The sequence below is a fragment of the Photobacterium rosenbergii genome, assembly GCF_033022775.1.
Classification (GTDB): Bacteria; Pseudomonadota; Gammaproteobacteria; order Enterobacterales; family Vibrionaceae; genus Photobacterium; species Photobacterium rosenbergii_A.
Genome location: NZ_JAWJZI010000011.1, coordinates 73,383 through 93,317, shown reverse-complemented (window position 1 = coordinate 93,317; position 19,935 = coordinate 73,383). Strand labels below are relative to the sequence as shown.

21 protein-coding genes are annotated in these 19,935 nt (G+C 54.2%); 10 read left to right on the top strand and 11 right to left on the bottom strand.

Annotated elements, in window-relative coordinates; all coding sequences use genetic code 11:
- Nucleotides 1–12: 12 nt before the first annotated feature.
- The 6 genes from trmH to R2X38_RS20105 form a co-directional block, all read right to left on the bottom strand.
- A complete protein-coding gene (gene trmH, locus R2X38_RS20130; protein WP_107298953.1) occupies nt 13–726 on the bottom strand; it encodes a tRNA (guanosine(18)-2'-O)-methyltransferase TrmH in 714 nt (237 codons plus the stop codon).
- A gap of 76 nt (nt 727–802) precedes the next feature.
- Nucleotides 803–2,905 (bottom strand): bifunctional GTP diphosphokinase/guanosine-3',5'-bis pyrophosphate 3'-pyrophosphohydrolase, encoded by a 2,103-nt coding sequence (gene spoT, locus R2X38_RS20125; RefSeq protein WP_317524131.1) that lies wholly within the window; start codon nt 2,903–2,905, stop codon nt 803–805.
- Nucleotides 2,906–2,923: 18 nt separating this feature from the next.
- Nucleotides 2,924–3,199, bottom strand: a complete 276-nt coding sequence (gene rpoZ / locus R2X38_RS20120) for a DNA-directed RNA polymerase subunit omega (protein ID WP_107349751.1) — start codon at nt 3,197–3,199, stop codon at nt 2,924–2,926.
- Nucleotides 3,200–3,250: 51 nt separating this feature from the next.
- Nucleotides 3,251–3,877, bottom strand: coding sequence for a guanylate kinase (gene gmk / locus R2X38_RS20115; RefSeq protein ID WP_317524130.1), 627 nt, complete (start codon nt 3,875–3,877; stop codon nt 3,251–3,253).
- A 172-nt stretch (nt 3,878–4,049) separates the two neighbouring features.
- On the bottom strand, nt 4,050–5,603 hold the full coding sequence (locus R2X38_RS20110; RefSeq protein ID WP_317524129.1) for a bifunctional GNAT family N-acetyltransferase/carbon-nitrogen hydrolase family protein: 1,554 nt from the start codon (nt 5,601–5,603) through the stop codon (nt 4,050–4,052).
- 252 nt (nt 5,604–5,855) lie between these two features.
- Nucleotides 5,856–6,719 (bottom strand): YicC/YloC family endoribonuclease, encoded by an 864-nt coding sequence (locus tag R2X38_RS20105; RefSeq protein ID WP_317524128.1) that lies wholly within the window; start codon nt 6,717–6,719, stop codon nt 5,856–5,858.
- Nucleotides 6,720–7,020: 301 nt separating this feature from the next.
- Here R2X38_RS20105 and rph point away from each other — a divergent pair, with 301 nt between their 5' ends.
- The gene (gene rph / locus R2X38_RS20100; RefSeq protein WP_107298957.1) at nt 7,021–7,737 is read left to right on the top strand and encodes a ribonuclease PH; all 717 of its coding nucleotides are present in this window, start codon (nt 7,021–7,023) and stop codon (nt 7,735–7,737) included.
- A 123-nt stretch (nt 7,738–7,860) separates the two neighbouring features.
- Nucleotides 7,861–8,502 (top strand): orotate phosphoribosyltransferase, encoded by a 642-nt coding sequence (pyrE, locus tag R2X38_RS20095; protein WP_317524127.1) that lies wholly within the window; start codon nt 7,861–7,863, stop codon nt 8,500–8,502.
- A gap of 184 nt (nt 8,503–8,686) precedes the next feature.
- Here pyrE and slmA read toward each other — a convergent pair whose 3' ends face one another.
- Both slmA and coaBC read right to left on the bottom strand, forming a co-directional pair.
- On the bottom strand, nt 8,687–9,277 hold the full coding sequence (gene slmA, locus R2X38_RS20090) for a nucleoid occlusion factor SlmA (RefSeq protein ID WP_044622315.1): 591 nt from the start codon (nt 9,275–9,277) through the stop codon (nt 8,687–8,689).
- Between the two features lie 198 nt (nt 9,278–9,475).
- Entirely contained in the window at nt 9,476–10,687 is a 1,212-nt protein-coding gene (gene coaBC / locus R2X38_RS20085) for a bifunctional phosphopantothenoylcysteine decarboxylase/phosphopantothenate--cysteine ligase CoaBC (protein ID WP_317524125.1), read from the bottom strand.
- A gap of 276 nt (nt 10,688–10,963) precedes the next feature.
- Between coaBC and radC the strand changes: the two genes are divergently transcribed.
- The 6 genes from radC (at nt 10,964) to R2X38_RS20055 (ending at nt 14,927) form a co-directional block, all read left to right on the top strand.
- Nucleotides 10,964–11,638: a RadC family protein gene (gene radC, locus R2X38_RS20080; protein WP_317524165.1), complete on the top strand. Its 675-nt coding sequence runs from the start codon at nt 10,964–10,966 to the stop codon at nt 11,636–11,638.
- Between the two features lie 174 nt (nt 11,639–11,812).
- Nucleotides 11,813–12,049: a 50S ribosomal protein L28 gene (gene rpmB, locus R2X38_RS20075; RefSeq protein ID WP_036818767.1), complete on the top strand. Its 237-nt coding sequence runs from the start codon at nt 11,813–11,815 to the stop codon at nt 12,047–12,049.
- 13 nt (nt 12,050–12,062) lie between these two features.
- Nucleotides 12,063–12,230: a 50S ribosomal protein L33 gene (rpmG, locus tag R2X38_RS20070; RefSeq protein WP_004405486.1), complete on the top strand. Its 168-nt coding sequence runs from the start codon at nt 12,063–12,065 to the stop codon at nt 12,228–12,230.
- A 186-nt stretch (nt 12,231–12,416) separates the two neighbouring features.
- Complete coding sequence (locus R2X38_RS20065) at nt 12,417–12,908, top strand: hypothetical protein (protein ID WP_317524119.1); 492 nt, start codon at nt 12,417–12,419, stop codon at nt 12,906–12,908.
- A 34-nt stretch (nt 12,909–12,942) separates the two neighbouring features.
- Nucleotides 12,943–13,752, top strand: coding sequence for a bifunctional DNA-formamidopyrimidine glycosylase/DNA-(apurinic or apyrimidinic site) lyase (mutM, locus tag R2X38_RS20060; protein ID WP_317524118.1), 810 nt, complete (start codon nt 12,943–12,945; stop codon nt 13,750–13,752).
- A 167-nt stretch (nt 13,753–13,919) separates the two neighbouring features.
- A complete protein-coding gene (locus R2X38_RS20055; RefSeq protein ID WP_317524117.1) occupies nt 13,920–14,927 on the top strand; it encodes an NAD-dependent epimerase in 1,008 nt (335 codons plus the stop codon).
- Between the two features lie 78 nt (nt 14,928–15,005).
- On the opposite strand, the gene coaD is transcribed toward R2X38_RS20055, so the two are convergent.
- Entirely contained in the window at nt 15,006–15,491 is a 486-nt protein-coding gene (coaD, locus tag R2X38_RS20050) for a pantetheine-phosphate adenylyltransferase (RefSeq protein WP_317524116.1), read from the bottom strand.
- Between the two features lie 27 nt (nt 15,492–15,518).
- On the bottom strand, nt 15,519–16,556 hold the full coding sequence (locus R2X38_RS20045; protein ID WP_317524115.1) for a glycosyltransferase family 9 protein: 1,038 nt from the start codon (nt 16,554–16,556) through the stop codon (nt 15,519–15,521).
- A gap of 91 nt (nt 16,557–16,647) precedes the next feature.
- Between R2X38_RS20045 and R2X38_RS20040 the strand changes: the two genes are divergently transcribed.
- On the top strand, nt 16,648–17,352 hold the full coding sequence (locus R2X38_RS20040) for a 3-deoxy-D-manno-octulosonic acid kinase (protein ID WP_317524114.1): 705 nt from the start codon (nt 16,648–16,650) through the stop codon (nt 17,350–17,352).
- Between the two features lie 39 nt (nt 17,353–17,391).
- Here R2X38_RS20040 and waaA read toward each other — a convergent pair whose 3' ends face one another.
- The gene (waaA, locus tag R2X38_RS20035; protein ID WP_317524113.1) at nt 17,392–18,678 is read right to left on the bottom strand and encodes a lipid IV(A) 3-deoxy-D-manno-octulosonic acid transferase; all 1,287 of its coding nucleotides are present in this window, start codon (nt 18,676–18,678) and stop codon (nt 17,392–17,394) included.
- Nucleotides 18,679–18,873: 195 nt separating this feature from the next.
- On the opposite strand from waaA, the gene R2X38_RS20030 reads away from it, so the two are divergent.
- Nucleotides 18,874–19,932, top strand: a complete 1,059-nt coding sequence (locus R2X38_RS20030) for a CDP-glycerol glycerophosphotransferase family protein (RefSeq protein WP_317524112.1) — start codon at nt 18,874–18,876, stop codon at nt 19,930–19,932.
- Nucleotides 19,933–19,935: the final 3 nt, after the last annotated feature.

Genomic DNA, 19,935 nt, shown 5'->3' with positions numbered 1-19,935 from the left:
GGCTGCATCCGTTTAAGGTAAGGTCTTTTTCTTTTTCGGCTCGGTCGCCTGCATGATGCTCCACCATTGTTCGTCGGCAGCGATTTGGCCATGCTCGTCCAGCGGCGGGTAAGGCAGCCCCTTGCGGCGGGCGACTTTTGCCAGCACTGGATGGCCGCGCTCGAACAGGATACGATGAACCACCTCATCAGGCAGCAGGGTTTTCTCCCGGTTATACATACCGGCGTTCTGGCGCTGGCGCTGTGCTTCGTACAGGATCAGGGCACTGGCGACTGAGACATTCAATGACTGTACCATACCTACCATCGGGATGATGATATCCTGATCGGCCATCGACAGCGCTTCAGCGGTGATCCCGTTTTTCTCACCGCCTAGAATTACAGCGGTCGGCTTGGTGTAATCCACTTCACGAAAATCAATTGCGGTGTCCGACAGGTTGGTGGCCAGTACCTGCATGCCCTGTGCCTTGAGGGTGCTGACCGCATTGACCATGGAGTCGTGGGTTTCAAGCTCGACCCAATTACGAGCCCCGGCTGAAGTATTGCCCAGCATACGCATGCCGCTGCTTGGCCATACGGCATGGACCTTGTGGATCCCGACTGCATCGGCGGTGCGGACAATGGCCGAGACATTGTTAGGCTTGTGGACTTCTTCCATGCACACCGTCAAGTCTGGCTGACGGGTGGCAAGGACCTCATGGATACGTTGGAAGCGTTCTGGGCTCATGTTCTGTTACCTAAAGAAAACGCCCGCGAGCGGGCGTTTTTTATTCTGTGGCGGGCCAGTTGGATACTGGCGTGGTTTAGTTTTTCTGGCGTGAAACACGCACCACGTTGGGCATTACTCGGATCCGGCGCATGATATTGGCCAGATGGATACGTCCCTTGGTGGTCAGGCGCACGGTAATGGTATAAAGGCGACCGTCTTTTTCTTCCGTTGCCAGGCCCTGGATATTCGATCCGGTGGCAGCAATGGTGTTGGTCAGATCGGCCAGTGCACCTTGGTGGTTCTGCATATCGACCTTGAGTGAGGTGACAAACTCCTGCTCGAAGTCCTCGCTCCACTCGACCGCCATGTATTTGTCCGGCTCTCGCTGGTAGCCGCGGATGTTGGCACATTCTTCGCGGTGAATAACCAGGCCTTTACCCGGGCTGACATGGGCCATGATCGGATCACCATGGATAGGGTGACAGCAGTTGGCAAAGGTCAGCAGGATGCCGTCCGCACCGCGGATAGGCAGGCGCTGATCGGACTCCTTCGGCGTTAGCTCATCGGCACTGCCAAGCAAGCGGCGGGCAATCACCACGCTCATCAGCTCACCAAGGCCAATCTCGGCCAGCAGATCTTCGAGGCTGGCCAGACGCAGGTCAGTCAATACCTGATGCAGGTTACCTTCATCGATCTGATCGATGTTGATCGCTCCCAACGCATGGTTGAGCAGGCGGCGGCCAAGGGTAATTGACTCTTCGCGACGCATGGTCTTGAGCACCTGACGGATCTTGGTGCGGGCGCGGGAGGTCACCACGTAGTTGAGCCATGCCGCGTTCGGGCGGGCACCCGGCGCACTGATGATCTCAATGGTCTGACCGTTTTTCAGCGGTTTGCTGAGCGGATAAGGCTGGCGTTCGACTCGGGCGCCGACACAGGCGTTGCCGACATCGGTATGTACTGCATAAGCAAAGTCGACCGCTGTCGCACCGACCGGGAGCTCAACAATTCGGCCTTTCGGTGTAAAGACGTAAAGCTCATCCGGGAACAGATCAGATTTAACGTTCTCAATAAACTCGAACGAGCTACCGGCACTCTGCTGCAGTTCCAGCAGGCTCTGCATCCAGCGCTGGGCTTTAACCTGTGCGGTGGTACCGGAGCTTTCACCATCTTTGTAGGCCCAGTGGGCGGCAACCCCTTTGTCGGCCATCTGATCCATATCTTCGGTACGGATCTGGACTTCGACGGGTACCCCGTGCGGGCCGACCAGTGAGGTATGCAGTGACTGATAGCCGTTGGCTTTCGGAATGGCGATATAGTCTTTCATCCGGCTCGGACGCGGCTTGTACAGGTTGTGGACCTGTCCCAATACGCGATAGCAGGTATCCAGATCCTTGACCAATACGCGGAAGGCGTAGATGTCCATGATCGAATGGAAGCGCTGCTCCTTGTTCTTCATCTTGTTGTAGATGGAGTAAAGGTTCTTCTCGCGGCCTTGTACCGTGCCTTCGATCCCCGCGTCTTTGAGGCGACCCTCAATTTCGGCGTGGATCTTGTTAATCATTTCTTTGCGGTTACCCCTCGCGGCAGCCACCACTTCCTTCAACACACGGTAACGGTTCGGATACAGGGCTTCGAAACCCAGCTCCTCCAGTTCGGTCTTGATGTTGTGGATACCCAGGCGGTGCGCCAGCGGAGAGAATATCTCCAGCGTTTCGCGGGCAATTCGGCGGCGTTTGTCCGGACGCAGGGCGCCTAAGGTGCGCATGTTGTGCGTGCGATCAGCCAGCTTGATGAGGATAACGCGGATGTCATGGGCCATTGCCATGATCATCTTGCGGAAGTTCTCGGCTTGCGCTTCTTTGCGGTCGCGGAACTTCAGCTTGTCCAGCTTGGAGACCCCATCTACCAGCTCGGCCACGGTAGAGCCAAAGCGACTGTCGAGATCGTCTTTGGTGACCTCGGTATCTTCGATGACATCGTGGAGCAGGGCTGCCATCAAGGTTTCGTAGTCGAGGCGCATTTCGGCCAGGATACGGGCAACGGCAATCGGGTGGATGATGTAAGGTTCGCCACTGGAGCGGGTCTGCCCTTCGTGGGCATCGCGCGCAACGAGATAGGCCTGCCTGAGCGCCTCTATTTGGGACTCAGGCAGGTATTCGATCGCGACTTCTTTCAGGCTATCAAAAAGATACAATTCGCCCGGTTCCCTGAATTAACGGTTGTCGCCGGCAATAGCGCTAACAGCGGCTAGCTCTGCTGCTTCTTGCTCTTGAAGTTCCTGACGCTCACGAGCATCTAGGATATCTTTGGTGATCAGGCCTTCTTCGATTTCACGAAGCGCGATCACTGTGTACTTGTCGTTTTCTTCTGGAACCAGTGGATCCTTACCGCCAGTTTGCATCTGACGAGCGCGGCGTGAAGCAATTTGGATTAGATCGAAACGGTTGCCAATTTTATCAACAGCGTCTTGAACGGTTACGCGTGCCATGGAGGACTCCAGTGGTTATATAAATAAAGATGGAAAATTGTACAAAAATACTTACTGTTCTGCCAGTAGAGCATTGAGCATGCTGTTATATTTAGCAGCTTGCTTGTCTTGCTTCAATCGTTCTGCACGGATAATGGCTTTGAAATCCATCAGCGCGACATCGAAATCATCATTGACGATCACATAGTCGTATTCGTTGTAATGGGAGATTTCCGAACGGGCTTCCTCCATGCGGCGGGCGATAACAGCATCGCTGTCCTGGCCACGGGCATTGAGGCGGCGCTCCAGCTCTTCTTTCGAAGGCGGCAGGATGAACAGGCTTTTTGCTTGTGGCATCTGCTTGCGGATCTGGCGGGCACCCTGCCAATCGATATCGAGGAATACATCGATACCCTTGTTCAGTTGCTGCTCGATCCAAGGGCGAGATGTGCCGTAGTAGTTGCCGAAAACTTCAGCGTGCTCAAGGAATGCACCTTGCTCTACTAGTTCTTGGAACTCTTCTACGCTAACGAAATTGTAATGAACACCGTGCTCTTCGCCCGGGCGCATGCCGCGGGTGGTATGAGAGACGGATACTTTCATGTCATAGATCGGGTTGGTTTCCAACAGGGCGTTAATCAGACTGGATTTGCCTGCGCCGCTCGGGGCCGACACAATGTATAGAGTACCTTTGCTCATTGCCATTTTCACTCAGTGATAGAAGGGCGCGCAGATTATCATGATCCGCGCGCAAAAGAAATTAGCTGGTTGCTTGAAAATTCAACTTTTTGCTCGAGTTAAAGTTAAGCCTAGTTGGAATTTATGATCATTTCATAATTGGCTGCCGCTGGCGCTCTGGTAATAGCCCGGATCAGGACGGGTCCGGGCCCGGTTCATTGCCTGCCTGCGTGAAGCCGCCATAAAGATCGAGCCTGCGGTGGCGCAGGTTGGTGACGGATCCTTCGGTATTGAGGAACTTGAGCTTGTCGAGCTCGACATCGGCGAAGATGATCATCTCCGTATTGGCACTGGCTTCGGTAATCGTGGCATCGTGGGGGAAATAGATATCGGAAGGCGAAAAGACCGCGGATTGGGCGTATTGGATATCGACATTATTGACCCGCGGCAGGTTGCCGACACTGCCACCGAGTGCGACATAGCATTCATTTTCAATGGCTCTTGCTTGGGCGCATAGCCTGACTCGCAGATAACCATTCTTGGTGTCCGTCCAGAACGGCACGAACAGGATTTGCACCCCTTGCTCTGCCAGCATTCGCCCCAACTCGGGGAATTCGGCATCGTAGCAGATGAGGATGCCGACCCGTCCGGCATCGGTCTCGAACACCTTGACCTTGTCGCCACCGTCAATGACCCAGTCCTTCTGCTCGTGCGGTGTAATATGGATCTTGTACTGCTCGTCGATACAGCCGTCGCGGTGCAGCAGATAAGAGACGTTATACAGGCGGTCATTTTCCAGCACCGGCATGCTGCCGGATATGATGTTGATGTTGTAGGTGACCGCCATTTGGGAAAAGCGTTGTTTGATGTCCTCGCTGAACTCGCTCAGGAAACGGATCGCCTCCACTGAGCTAAGATCGGGCCTGAGTCCCATCAGCGGAGCATTGAAGAACTCGGGGAAGAGCGCAAAGTCGGCCTGGTAGTTGGACAGCGAGGAGACAAAGAACTCGGCCTGGTCTATTAGGTCGTCCAGCGACACCATCTTCCGCATTTGCCACTGGACAATCCCTATCCGCACGATTTTCTTCTCGGACTCGATGACCGATGGCATTTCCTCGTCGTAGAACACATTGTCCCACTCCAGCAGGGTGGCGTAGCCGCAGGACTTGGCATCCTCCGGCAGGTAGTTCTTCATCAGCCGCTTGACATCAAAATCATTGGCAAGCTGGAACGACAGGATGGGATCGTGGATTTCCTTGCGCTTGACCTTCTCGAGGTACTCGATCACCGTGAGCTGGTCGGCCACCTTGTGGTAGCCTGGGAGGCGGCCGCCGGCCAGGATGGCCTTGAGGTTGGTGCTGCGGCACAGCTCCTTGCGGGCGTCGTAGAGGCGCCGGCCGAGGCGGAGCCCACGGTAATCCGGGTGGACAAAGACATCCAGACCGTAAAGTGCATCTCCCGTGACCTGGTGCTGGATGACGTTTTGTTCGGTGATGATATCGGTGTAGGCGTGGTTGAGGGAGAAGCGGTTGTAGTTGACCTTGATGGTCAGGGCGGCCCCGACTATCTTGCCGCTGTCCTCGATACAGATCTGGCCGTCGGGAAACTGGTGGATCAAATCCATGATGGTCATGCGCGGCCAGGCACCGCCGACATCGGCGAAGACCAGATCCATTAATGCAGCCAGCTCGTCGTAATCGCTCGGCTCGATGGCCCTAAGGTTCAGCAGGGGGGTATTGGTATCCATTCTCACCATCTCTTTTGTCGTGGGGCTCACCAGGTAAAAGAGAGCATGGCATGATACTGATGCGCTGCGTGAGCCACTTTGTGGTTTGGTGTTACTTAACTGTAGCTATTATGTATCGTTTTGGGCTGGTTGAGAATGGCTAATGTTAGGACGAGGTTATCAAAAGGAGCAAGGAGAGGATGAGCGATGGGGCCGGTAATATGAGCAGAAAGCCCTAAAAAATAGGGCTTTGTCGGTAGGCGGCGCGGTGGCTTATTCAATATTCTGGATCTGCTCGCGCATCTGCTCGATAAGCACTTTGAGCTCAACGGCTGCGGCAGTGATCTCGGTGTTGATCGATTTCGAGGCCAGGGTGTTCGACTCGCGGTTGAATTCCTGCATCATGAAGTCGAGGCGGCGGCCACAGGCTCCGCCTTTTTTCATGATTTTCTGGGTTTCCTTGACGTGTGAGTCTAGGCGGTCCAGCTCTTCGGCGACATCGCTCTTTTGCGCCAGCATGATCAGTTCCTGCTCAACGCGGTTGGCGTCTAGCTCGACCTTGGCTTCTTCCAGGCGGGTCATGATGCGCTCGCGCTGCCAGTTCAGTACTTCCGGCATCATGCTGCGTACCTTGGTTGCCTCGACAGAGATTGCCTCAAGGCGCTGATCGATAAGCGCTTTCATGTTTTCACCTTCGCTGGCGCGGGCGGCAATGAAGTCATCGACTGTGCTGTCGAATGCAGCGAGCAAGTCTTTGTTGATGGCATCGAGATCTTGCTCCGGCGCTTCCATCACACCCGGCCAGTTCAGAACCTGGAATGGGCCGACACTGCCTTCGCCAGCCGTTTCTTTCACCCACTTGGCGGCATTGATCACCTGCTTGGCCAGCTCTTCGTTGATTTTCAGCTCGGTATTGGCTGCCGGGTTCACTTCGAAACGCAGGTTGCACTCTACCTTGCCGCGGGCCAGACGCTTGCGGAAACGCTCGCGCAGAACAGGCTCCAGGCTGCGGAATTGCTCAGGCATACGCAGGTAGGTCTCAAGGTAGCGTTGGTTTACCGAGCGGATTTCCCATACGGCAGTACCCCAGTCGGCTTTGACTTCGCGACGGGCGTAGGCGGTCATGCTATGAATCATTGGCTAGTGGCCTCTAATAGTGGTGGTTGATAACTGCTTAGGGTGGGGTGCCATGGGCAAGCCACCGTCATTGATGTACAAGTGGTGCGCAGTTATCCGGATGTCACGATTATACTTAGCCTTAAGCATATACCCAAGTAACTTCAAGCGGCTTGGTTTAGCGACTGTGAGTTGGTGGCGAGATGGTGATTCTGCCAGCAGTCAGTGCGGTAAATACCGCGCTGGTTGGGTTTCACGTGCACAACCGGTTGGTTGTGGCTATAATCGCCGGTTAATGTCATCCAGCCAGAGGGAGCCACTGATGCGTCCAAGCGGAAGAAGCAACAACCAAGTTCGTCCTATTACTATTACCCGTAACTTTACTGCCCATGCCGAAGGTTCGGTACTGGTAGAGTTTGGTGATACCAAGGTAATTTGTACTGCAAGTGTGGAAGAGAACGTGCCACGCTGGCTGAAAGGCAAAGGACAAGGTTGGGTGACGGCGGAATACGGCATGCTGCCGCGTGCAACACACTCACGCAACCGCCGTGAAGCAGCTGGTGGCAAGCAAGGTGGTCGCACCATGGAAATCCAGCGCCTGATCGCTCGTAGCCTGCGTGCTGCGGTTGATCTTGAAGCACTGGGTGAGCAGATGATCACGGTTGACTGTGATGTTATCCAGGCTGATGGCGGTACCCGTACTGCTTCTATTACCGGTGCGATGGTCGCTTTGGTTGATGCTATCAACTATATGCTGGAAAAAGGCATGCTCAAGGCCAGCCCGCTCAAAGGCATGGTCGCGGCGGTGTCTGTAGGCATCTATAACGGTGAAGCCATTTGTGATCTGGAGTATGTCGAAGACTCGGCAGCGGAAACGGACATGAATGTGGTCATGACCGAAGAAGGCAAGATGATCGAGATCCAGGGTACGGCAGAAGGCGAAGCCTTTAGCCACGAAGAGTTGCTGGCGATGCTGGCTCTGGCGAAAGACGGCATTGCCGACATTGTTAGCGTTCAGAAGCAAGCGCTGGAAAGTTAGTTTTTTGAAGCGGTTCCTATTGGAGCCGCTTTTTTTTGGCCTGGATTTCGGTTGCCTGGCACTGCAATCCAGACCTTAGATTTGAATCGTGTAATCACAAGTTGCATCTAATAAGGAGAAACCATGAAAGCATATCAGCGTCAGTTCATCGAATTTGCCTTGGAGAAGGGCGTACTGAAGTTTGGTGAGTTCACACTGAAATCTGGCCGCAAGAGCCCGTACTTCTTCAATGCGGGTTTGTTCAACACAGGTCGTGACCTTGCACGCCTAGGCCGTTTTTACGCTGAGGCTTTGGTAGATGCCGGTGTCGAGTACGATGTGTTGTTCGGCCCTGCGTACAAGGGGATCCCAATCGCGACAACAACAGCGGTGGCGCTGGCGGATCACCATGATGTGGACACCCCATACTGCTTCAACCGTAAGGAAGCCAAAGCCCACGGTGAGGGTGGCAACCTGGTAGGTAGCGCGCTGGAAGGCCGTATCATGCTGGTTGATGATGTGATCACTGCCGGTACGGCAATCCGTGAATCGATGGAAATCATCAAGGCGAACGGTGCTGACTTGGCTGGTGTATTGGTTGCTATCGACCGCCAGGAGAAAGGCAAGGGCGAGCTGTCTGCTATCCAGGAAGTCGAGCGTGACTTCGGCTGTGCGGTCATTTCTATCGTATCGCTGGGCGATGTGGTGAATTACCTAGCCGAGCAGGACGGCATGGAGCAGCACCTGGAAGCGGTGAAAGCGTACCGTGCGGAGTACGGGGTATAAAAACTGGCCCCGGGGAAGAGCGGCTATTGGCGCGAGGCAGAGCAGGTTGGTCGTCGCTGGTCATATCATGTTTGCCAATAGCCAATAGCAGGCTTGGCCGAAAATTAAAAAAGCGAGAGACTTACGCCTCTCGCTTTTTTATTTATTTTTTCTATGAACTAGGATCTAGCAGCCTGTTGCGGTTTTACCCAAGCTCTGCGCTCAGCAGGTGCCAGTAGTCATCGAAGTTGGCGGTCGGCTTGTACTTGAAGTTCGAGCGGACGAAGCGGTTTAGGCTGCCTTCTACTTGGCCCAGCAGTTGGGCGGCAAGGATAGACTCGTCAACCGGGAAGCCCTTGCCTTCGCGCAGTTTGCGCTCGCGCAGGATCTGGCGCAGCTGGGTTTCGATACGCTCGAACAGCTGGTTGATACGGGCCTGGAGGCGGTCTTGTTCAAACATCAGGGCGTGGCCGGTCATGATGCGGGTCAGCCCCGGGTTGCGCTCGGCAAAGCCGAGGATCAGCTGCAGCACCATGCGCAGGCGTTGCAGGGTGTCTTTCTCGTCATCGAGGATGCGGTTGATCCGGGTGGTGATGGCGTCTTCGATAAACTCGATCAGCCCCTCGAACATTCTCGCCTTGCTTGGGAAGTGGCGGTAGAGGGCGGCTTCCGAGACACCAACCTGGGCGGCCAGCTTAGCGGTCGTAATACGTTGGCTGCCTTGGGCAGATTCCAGCATTTGTGCCAGCGCTTGCAAAATTTCTTCGCGGCGGTTGTTTTTCTTGTTGCCAGCCATGAATAACCGTTCCTTTTCAAAATAAGACTGTCAATGGACAGGATGAAACCCGCCTATCTTAGCGGCGTAAACCTGCCGTGAAAAGCACTGCCCGCCGATACTGATCTCTTTATCGACAAAAAAAGCCCAACCTGAAGTATTGGGCTTTATATTTGATCTTATTCGGTTAATTCATCAGCAACAGCGGGAGGAGTAAACCTATTTCCCGGCTTTGAATAGCGAGACGATTTCGCTGACCAGCTGTGCACCCAGCTCGGCCTTGGTGGTCAAAGGCAGGGCTTTGTCGCCTTGCGGCCAGAATAGGTGCAGGGCATTCTGGTCGCTGTTGAAGCCTTGTCCTTCGTTTGAGACATCATTGGCACAAATCAGGTCGAGGTGCTTGCGAGCCAGTTTGCCACGGGCGTACTGCTCGACATCCTGGGTCTCGGCGGCAAAACCGACGGTGAAGGGGCGCTGGGCATCAAGCGCTGCAACACAGGCGATAATGTCAGGGTTCTTGACCAGACGGATCACCATGTCATCTTCGCCGTCTTTCTTCTTCATTTTCTGCTCGCTGACGTCTGCCGGGCGGAAGTCGGCCACAGCGGCACAGCCGATGAAAATATCACTGGTCGTGGCATGCTCCATCGCAGCCTGGTGCATTTGCTCGGCGCTGCTGATATCGATGCGCTCGACGCCTGCCGGGGTCTTTAGGTTGGTCGGTCCACTGATCAAGGTGACCGTTGCGCCGCGTTTGGCAGCCGCTTCGGCAATGGCATAGCCCATTTTGCCGGAGCTGTGGTTGGTCAGGTAGCGCACCGGATCGATCGCCTCTCGGGTTGGCCCGGCAGTAATGGTCAGTTTGAGGCCACCTAGGTCTGCCGGCTTGAAGAAATCTTCTGTCATGTGCACTAGCTGCATGGGCTCGAGCATCCGGCCTGGACCAACGTCGCCACAAGCCTGCTCACCGCTGGCAGGGCCCCAGATATGACAACCGCGGCGGGCAAGGGTGGCAATGTTTTCCTGGGTTGCCACATGGCGGTACATCTGCTGGTTCATCGCTGGCGCAACGGCAACCGGTGCGTCTGTTGCCAGGCAAAGGGTGGTAAGCAGGTCATTGCCCATGCCTGCGGCCATACGGGCAATCAAGTCGGCGGTTGCCGGTGCCAATAGCACCAAGTCAGCCCATTTGGCGAGTTCGATGTGGCCCATTGAGGCTTCAGCTGCTGGGTCGAGCAAGCTGTCGGAGACCGGCCTGCCGGATACCGCCTGCATGGTAAGCGGGGTAATGAACTCCTTGGCGGCCTTGGTCATAACGACTTGTACTTGGGCACCGCGCTCAATCAGTCGGCGTGTTAGCTCTGCACATTTGTATGCCGCGATGCCGCCGCTGATCCCAAGAAGAATTTTTTTTCCTGCCAAAGTTTGCATCTTATTGCCTGCTCTCGATATCCGGAATGTCAATGCGCCACACCTTACCACCAAAAAATGCCAGCCACCAAAAAAAGCCGGCTTCCTTGCCCGGGATCAAAATTTAGCTGGGGGCAATAGGGAGATAGGCCAGTGGCACAATGCGAGCGGGTTGGCAATTCTCTGTTGGGTGCAACCGTCATGTATGGGCATTTTGCGGTAAGGGCAGGAGAACAGGGTGACTTGCCTTGGCAAACAAATGGCAAGCGCCCTAGCTTGGCCTCAGGAGGAAACAATATGTCGCTAAAGCTATTGCCTGAGCAATCCAGGCCGAGAGAAAAACTGTTGGATCGTGGACCGGGCGCGCTCTCGGATGCCGAGCTTTTGGCTATTTTTTTGCGGACCGGGATTGCCGGGATGAATGCGATAGAGCTGGCAACAGAGCTTTTGCAACAGTTCGGTTCGCTACGGGGGCTGCTGGCGGCGGACAGGGCGACGTTCTGTCAGTATAAAGGGTTGGGGCCGGCCAAGTATGCCCAATTGCAGGCGGTACTAGAGATGAACCAGCGTCATCTCGAGGAAACGCTTAAGAAGGAGGATGCACTGACAAGCCCTTCCCATACAAGGCGTTACCTCACCCATGTACTGCGCGATCGCCATCGCGAAGCGTTTTATATTTTGTTTCTTGATAACCAGCACAGGGTGCTCAGCGGCGAGGTACTTTTCGAGGGGACCATCGATGCTGCGAGCGTTTATCCACGGGAAGTTGTAAAAAGATCGCTAGAACTTAATGCAGCCGCGCTCATTTTAGCGCATAATCACCCGTCAGGCGTGGCAGAGCCGAGTCAGGCAGATCGCCGAATTACCCGCCGGATCAGTGATGCACTGGCATTGGTGGATATTCGGGTTCTGGATCACTTTGTTGTCGGTGACGGAGACATCACTTCTTTTGCAGAGCGAGGATGGCTATAAAATAGTCATTTTTTGCTTAAAAAGTTGAGAAAGGACTGCTCGGGACTTGAGCAACTGGTTTTGACTTAGTATAATGCGCGACCTTTGATAGCTGTGGTTGTATGTGAGAATTCATTTTCCGCATTGAAATAGCCATGGTAGATATCGAGCTGAAACGATTTGGAGAAGACAGTAATGTCCCGAGTATGCCAAGTAACTGGTAAGCGTCCTGTAACGGGTAACAACCGTTCACACGCACGTAATGCCACCAAGCGTCGTTTTCTGCCGAACCTGCAAACTCATCGTTTCTGGGTAGAAAGCGAAAAACGCTTCGTTAAACTACGCCTTTCTGCGAAAGGTATGCGTATCATTGATAAGAAAGGTATCGACGCCGTTCTTACTGATATGCGTGCTCGCGGCGAGAACGTTTAAGAGGATTTGAACAATGGCTAAAGGCATTCGTGAGAAGATCCGTCTAGTATCATCTGCTGGTACAGGCCACTTCTACACTACCGACAAAAACAAGCGTAACATGCCAGGCAAATTCGAGATCAAAAAATTTGATCCTGTAGTTCGCAAGCACGTTATGTACAAAGAAGCTAAAATCAAGTAATTGGTTATTTGCTTTTTTGATAAAAACCCAGTTTTCTAACTGGGTTTTTTTATACCTGAAACTCGCCTCCCAACTCCCATAGCTGCTTTTCCTGATCGTTTCCTGCTTCAATAACCCTGCATTCTTTTAACCTTGGCGGTATAGTTTGTTAATCCATACTTTGCCGGACTTTCAAGGAGTGTTGCCATGAGGCTGTCTCGCCGTGGCTGGAACAATGTCATTATCATTGCTGTGATCTGCTTTATTGCCGTGGTCCAGTTACCGGAGTTGGTCAAACAGCGCTTTGGCGGTGAGGAAGAGGCCCAAGCCCGAACCCAGGCAGGGATGACCGCACTGTTGCCTGAACAGTCGGTTATCGAGCAACTGCATCTACCACTCACCAGCCTCAACCTCGAGGATAATAGTTGGCGGGCCCAACCAAGGGTGGCATTGCCGGCTGATCAGCTTATCGACCATTGGCAGTCCCTGGCAGGGACCGCTGTCAGTGATGAGGTGGTGGGCAAGCTCAAACCGACCCTGCCGCCCCCGAGCAGCGTCGAAATATGGTTGGCAAAAAAAGAAGAGCCAATCAGGGTAACCGTCTATCAGCAACCGCAGTTTTGGCTGATGAACAACTGGCAGGGGGAATGGCTGGCGGTATCGGTAGAAGAAGCCTATTTGTTTCCGCCAGTGTTATAGTGAACCGATAATTCGAACAATTACTGAGAAAGCCATGCCTGAATTGCCTGAAGTTGAAGTCAGTCGGATGGGGATCGCTCCCCATGTCACCAATCAGACAGTCACCCGGATTATTGTCCGCAACGCCAAACTGCGTTGGCCGGTACCGGAGGAAATCAGTCAGATCGAAGGACAGGTGATCCGCCGGGTCACCCGGCGGGCGAAATACCTGATGCTCGAGACTGACGCTGGCTATGCCATCGTGCACCTGGGGATGTCAGGTAGTCTGCGGGTACTACCAGCGGGGATCCCGCCGGAAAAACACGACCATGTTGATTTGTGCCTGTCGAGTGGTGAAGTATTGCGTTACAACGACCCCCGCCGCTTTGGCGCCTGGCTGTGGCAGGCCGATGACGGTGAGCATCCGGTTTTGGCCAAGCTAGGCCCTGAACCGCTCAGCGAGGCATTCACCGCAGATTACCTGCAGGAGAAAGCCAAAGGCAAACGCACGGCGGTGAAGCAGTTTATTATGGATAACCATGTGGTGGTCGGGGTCGGGAATATCTACGCCAATGAGTCCTTGTTTGCCGCGGGGATCCACCCCAAGCGGGAGGCTGGCAAAATCTCGGGCCAGCGTTTGGCGTTGTTGGTTGACGAAATCAAGTCGGTATTGGCCTTTGCCATCGAGCAGGGCGGCACGACCCTGAAAGACTTCAAGAATGCTGACGGCAAGCCGGGGTATTTTGCCCAGGAGCTCCAGGTCTACGGCAAAGGCGGAGAGCCTTGTCCGCGCTGCGACAAGCCGCTTAGCGAAGTGAAAATAGGTCAGCGGGCGTCGGTCTACTGCAGTGATTGCCAGAAATAAGCTTGCTCAAAGTTGATTGTTTCAAGCTTACTGAACCTTGGTGTCAGATATATTGACCCGGCTTTTGCTTTGTGGCGCTACCGTCGTTAGCACGCGGGTGCTATGATCCGGCCACGCATCGTTATACTAAGTATGGGTAACGACTACATTTTGTAAGGTCTATGCAGATGAAGAAGTATTTGGTTACCGGCGCAGCCGGCTTTATCGGGAGTGCCGTGGTGGAGCGGCTGTGTGCCATGGGGTACGAGGTGGTCGGGATTGATAATCTCAATGATTATTATGAGGTGTCGCTCAAAGAAGCGCGCCTGGCGAGAATTTCCCACCCGCACTTCACTTTTACTGCGCTAGATCTGGCTGACCGCGACGGTATTGCCAACTTGTTTGCCGAGCAGCAGTTTGACCGTGTGATCCATCTTGCGGCTCAGGCTGGTGTTCGTTACTCGATCGACAACCCGCTGGCGTATGCCGACAGTAACCTGGTTGGTCATTTGACTATTCTTGAAGGCTGCCGCCACCATAACATCGAGCACTTGGTATATGCCTCTTCCAGCTCGGTTTATGGCCTTAACCAGAAGATGCCGTTCGATACCGCCGACAGTGTCGATCACCCAATCTCCCTATATGCTGCGACCAAGAAGTCGAACGAGCTGATGGCGCATACCTATTCGCACCTCTATGGCGTACCGACTACTGGCCTGCGTTTCTTTACTGTATACGGCCCTTGGGGGCGCCCGGACATGGCGCTGTTCAAGTTTACCAATGCGATCATCGAGGGGCGTGAAATCGATGTCTACAACAACGGTGACATGCGCCGTGACTTTACGTACATCGATGACATTGTTGAAGGGATCATCCGTATCCAGGATGTCATTCCTGCCAAGACGCCAGACTGGACAGTCGAAGCCGGTACCCCAGCCACCAGCTCGGCCCCATACAATGTGTACAACATTGGTCATGGCAGCCCGGTCAAATTGATGGACTTCATCGAGGCGCTGGAAGAAGCGCTGGGTATCGAAGCGAAGAAGAACTTCATGCCGATGCAGCCAGGCGATGTCTATGCCACTTACGCGGATACCAAAGATCTGTTTGAAGCGACGGGCTACCAGCCAGAAGTGAAGGTCAAGGAAGGCGTAAAAGCCTTTGTCGACTGGTACCGTAAGTACTACCAGCTGTGAGGGTTAATGCAGCCCGAGGCGGACATTCAGAATGAATAAAGAAGGAGGCGAATGCCTCCTTCTTTGTCTTTGCGGGGGTTATTTTTTGCTGAGCTTTTCTAGCAGCGCATCGCAAATAACCGGATCGACGAACTGGCTGACATCGCCTTTGTGCAGGGCGACTTCCTTGACGATGGTGGAAGAGATAAAGGAGTTCTCCTCGGCTGGCGTCAGAAATACTGTCTCCAGTTCAGGCATCAGGCGGCGGTTCATGTTGGCCAGTTGGAATTCATATTCGAAATCAGATACTGCACGCAGGCCGCGCACTAAGACATTGGCTTGGTATTCTTTGGCAAAATCGACCAACAGCCCTGAGAAGCCGACAATATCGACGTTGGGCAAGTGCTGGGTGATTTGCTGTGCCAAATCAACACGCTCACTGAGGTCAAACAAGGGCTTCTTGCTCGGGCTGTAGGCAATGCCGACCACTACATGGTCAAACATGGCCGCCGCGCGCTCGATCAAGTCGAGATGACCATTGGTAATGGGATCAAACGTGCCAGGGTAAATTACGCGGGTTGTCATATTGAATACCAGTCAGTAAATATCAAATTAGGAAATCAGTTGGTCCAAAATAGCCGTGACATCATCAAGCTGGATGTCTTGCATTAGAGTGTCACCCTTGACCCGGGTACCCCATGGCAGCTCCGACACGGGCTTGCCATGCTGTTGTTCGGCATGCTTGTCATAGACACTGGCAACATAGGCTAGGCTGTTGTAAGGGCCGGTACGTTTTGGGTTACTGTGGGCATACAGGCCAATAACCGGAGTCCCCTGGGTGGTAGCCAGGTGGGCCGGGCCGGTATCGGGGGCGACAACGACGTCGGCTGCGCCAAGCAGGGCGGTCAGCTGTTTGAGGCTGGTCTTGCCGATCAGGTTCACCGGGGCATACTGGCAATGTTGGCTGATAGCCTCGCCCAAAGCGATCTCGCGCGGTGCCGGCGAGCCACACAGGATGACCTGCATCCCTTTCTCCGTCGCATAGTCGGCGAGTTGGCTGTAGCGCTCGGTCAGCCAGTTGCGCTCGTCCTTACTTGCCGCGGGAGAGATGATCAGGGTGGGTTTGCTATCGATCTGCTGCTGGGCAAAGGCTTGGTCATCGTCGCTCAGCGGAATGTTCCAGTGCGGGGCATCGAAAGGAACACCGAGATAGCGAGCGAAGTCGGCAAAATTATCCAACACGTGGAAGCTTTCAGTATTTGGCAGGTGGCGGTTGGTGAACAGCCACTGGCCTTCTTTGGTGCGGTTTTTGCTAAAACCGATACGGTATCTAGCTTTGATCCCAACAGACAGAGCACTGGCACGAAGCGCTGCCTGCATATGGAGCAGCGCATCGAATTTCTGGCCTTTGAGTGCTTGCCATACGGCCTTCATCCCGGCCCATCCCGCTTTCTTATCAAAGACCACTACCTTGATACCGGGCAGATCGCCGATCAGCTGGGCTTCGATTTTCCCGCTTACCCAAGTGATCTCGGTAGACGGCCAGTGGGCTTGGATAGCCTGCACGACAGAAATAGCGTGGCAGACATCGCCGATGGCAGATAGCCTGAGAATACAAATTGAGCGTGGCGGGGCGGTAAATAACGCCATGACAAAGTCCTGTTAATCAATCAGAGGTGAAATTATGCAGTTCAGGTAAGTGATTGTAAAATACTCTGTCCCTTAAGTTTGGAGATAAAGCGTGCAAGAAATAGCAAGCCGTAACCAGCGGATCTGGTTTGCCCCGGATTTGCTGGCGGAAGATCCGCAGCAGTGCTTCGACCCCGCCTTCTGGCAGCACCAGGGCTTGGTGATTGGATCAGCCCAGGGCCGTGGTACTACATGGTTTGTCAAAGGGGGCCATCTTGAGATGGCATTGCGCCATTACCGCCGGGGTGGGTTGTTCGGCAAGCTAGTCGAGGATGCATATTGGTTTACGGGCTGGGAAAAAACCCGCTCGGCCGAGGAGTTCAAATTGCTGGATAAGCTTGCCCGTGGTGGTGTGAGGGTGCCGCGTCCGGTTGCCGCCCGTGCGATCAAGCAGGGATTGACCTACCGTGCTGATCTCCTGGTGGAGAAGGTGCCTAAGGCCAAAGATCTGGTGGCCCTGCTGGAACAGGCTGCCTTACCGCAAGAGAGCTGGCTGGCGATAGGGGCGATGGTCAGGAAAATGCATGATTTGCAGGTCTGCCATACCGATCTCAATAGCCACAATATATTGCTGGATAGTCAGCAGCAGATCTGGCTTATCGATTTTGACAAGTGCTATGAGAAAGAAGGCGAGGGTTGGAAGCAGGAAAATTTGTCCCGCCTGCACCGCTCTTTTGTCAAAGAGCAGGGCAAGCGGGGAATACAGTTTGAACCGCAATGCTGGCAGTGGCTGCTGAATGGCTATCAAGCTGGTTGATTTAACGCTTCCTTTTAACGTTGTCAGGCGTTCCGCCTGTTAGGTTTTGGCGAGTTGCTGGTCGATGACGGCCAGCGTTTTGGCAACAGCCCCTTGGTTATTCTTCACCACCTCGCAGCCCGCTTCACCCATGCGCTTACATTGCGCTGGGTCGGACAGCAGGGCACTAAGTCGCTCGCCTATCTCGCCAGCATTGTGACAGACTTCCAGTGCCCCGGCGGTTTCGAGCTGCTGGGTAATGTCGGCAAAATTGTAATAGCTTGGTCCGGTCAAAATGGGCTTGGCTAGGGCGGCCGGCTCAAGCATGTTATGGCCACCGACCTTGTCGCCGATCAGGCTGCCGCACATCACGGTAATATCCGCCGCGCCCATCAGCAAGAGCATCTCCCCCATGGTATCGGCCAGGTAGACATCGGTTGCGCTATCCACGGCTTGGCTGGACGTGCGGCGGACACAGCTCAGTTGCTGTGATTGGCACAGCTCGGCGACACTGTCGAAGCGTTCCGGGTGGCGTGGCACCAGGATCAGCAGGCATTGGGGGTGCTGTTTTTTCACCGCCTTGAAGGCCGCGAGGATTTGCTCGTCCTCCCCCTTGTGGGTACTGGCGGCAATCCATACCTGTCGCGTGTCACCCAGCTGCTGGCGTAGCTGCTGGGATTGTTCGACGAGCGTAGGCTCTATCTGGATATCGAATTTGACCGAACCGGTGACACTGAGTCTGTCTTTAGCTACGCCCAAGCGGACAAAGCGCTCGGCATCATCCTGATGAAGGCACAAAAGGTGGTTGAGGTTGGCGGAAATCATATTGAAAACCGGTTGGAATTTGGCATACCGCTGGGCAGAGCGCTCCGACAGGCGGGCATTCATCACAATGACAGGTATGCCAGCCCGATGGACGGTAGCCAGGGTGTTGGGCCAGAGCTCGGTTTCCATGATCAGCATGGCTGAAGGGTTGGTAGCCTTGAGGAACCCCCGTACGCACCAGGCAAAGTCTATCGGCATGTAGCGGTGCTCGACCAAGTCGCCCAGTTTGCTGACTTGCTCCGCCCCGGTACTGGTAGTCGTAGTGACCACTATTGTTTGTTCTGGGTTTTTGGCTTTGATGGCTTTGATCACAGGGATCGCGGCAATCGACTCGCCAACAGATACCGCATGGATCCAGATCGGCTGGGCTTTTGGTAAGTCTGCAAGCGGTGGGGTAACACCGAAATGCTCTTTCCAGCGCGACCCGAAAGCCGGTTTGTTGGGCCGGCGGCGGTAGAGGCCGAAGAGAAGGATGGGAGAGGCGGCACAGAGCAAGAGCGTGTAAATTGAACGTATGAGCATATTGGGAGCCTTCAGGTGCTTGGGGATCAATGCCAACAACAGGAAAAGCAAAGAAGATGACATTAATGGGGTATTTTACCAAGCTTTATGTTCTAGGGCAGGGAGATATCATATTTTCTGGTATGATTGACGGTTAATGAATTTTGTCGGCGCCATCAGACAATTGGCATAAAGAAGTTAGGCTTGGAAAAGACAATGCAATCTAATGGTAATGTGACGTCCAACCACAATGTCCACCGTTTCCTGTTCTATGTGGAGCAGAACTACTCTTTTGCTATTTTGCGGCCGTTGCAGCAATACGCACAAGCACAGGGGCATGAGGTCAGGTGGCTGTTGGTGGGAAAAGATATCTCCGCGGATTTTTTGCTGCCGGGGGAGGTACGCCTCGACAGTATAGACGCGGCTGTAGCCTACCGGCCAGATGCAGTCTTTGCTCCGGGGGATCGCATCCCGAGCTTCATTCCGGGATTGAAGGTTCAGGTGTTTCATGGCCTCAACGAGAGCAAGCGCGGTAACCTTTATCCTGAGCGTGGCCTGTTTGACCTCTACTGTACTGAAGGGCATGAGCGAACTGGGACCTTGCTGCCGCTGTCAGAGCAACGGGGTTACTTCAAGGTGGTTGAAACCGGCTGGATCAAGCTTGACAGTTTGTTCAACCATACCCCACCGGAGGGTGAGCCTGATGACAAGCCGCAGGTTGCATTTTCCTCAACTTTTTCGCCAAGCCTATCCTGTGCCGAGTTGGTGTATGAGCAAATCAAGCAGATGAGCCTGCAGGGCACTTACCATTGGCTGGTTACCTTGCATCCCAAGATGGCCGCGGAGACGGTGGCGAAGTATAAGGCGCTGGAAAGTGATAACCTGACCTTCTTTGATAACAGCAGGGTGATCGAGTTGTTGCACCGGGCCGATGTCATGGTGTGCGACAACTCATCCATCTTCCAGGAGTTCTTGTTGCTGGGCAAGCCAGTGGTGACTGTTAACAACCGCGAGGTACAGCCTAGTTTTATCAATATCACCCGTCCTGAAGAGTTGGCTGGCGCCATAGAGCGCGCGCTCAGCCCCGATGCCGAACTGTTGGCGCATATTGCCAACTATGGCCCAGCGATCACTCCCTACCTCGATGGTAAGTCAGCACCAAGGGTGCTGGCGGCTGTCACGGCAATGCTTGAACAGGGCTGGCAAGATCGCAAGCCGAAGAACATCTGGCGTAATTTAAAAATGAGAAAGTCGCTTGACTATTGGAAATGGTAACTT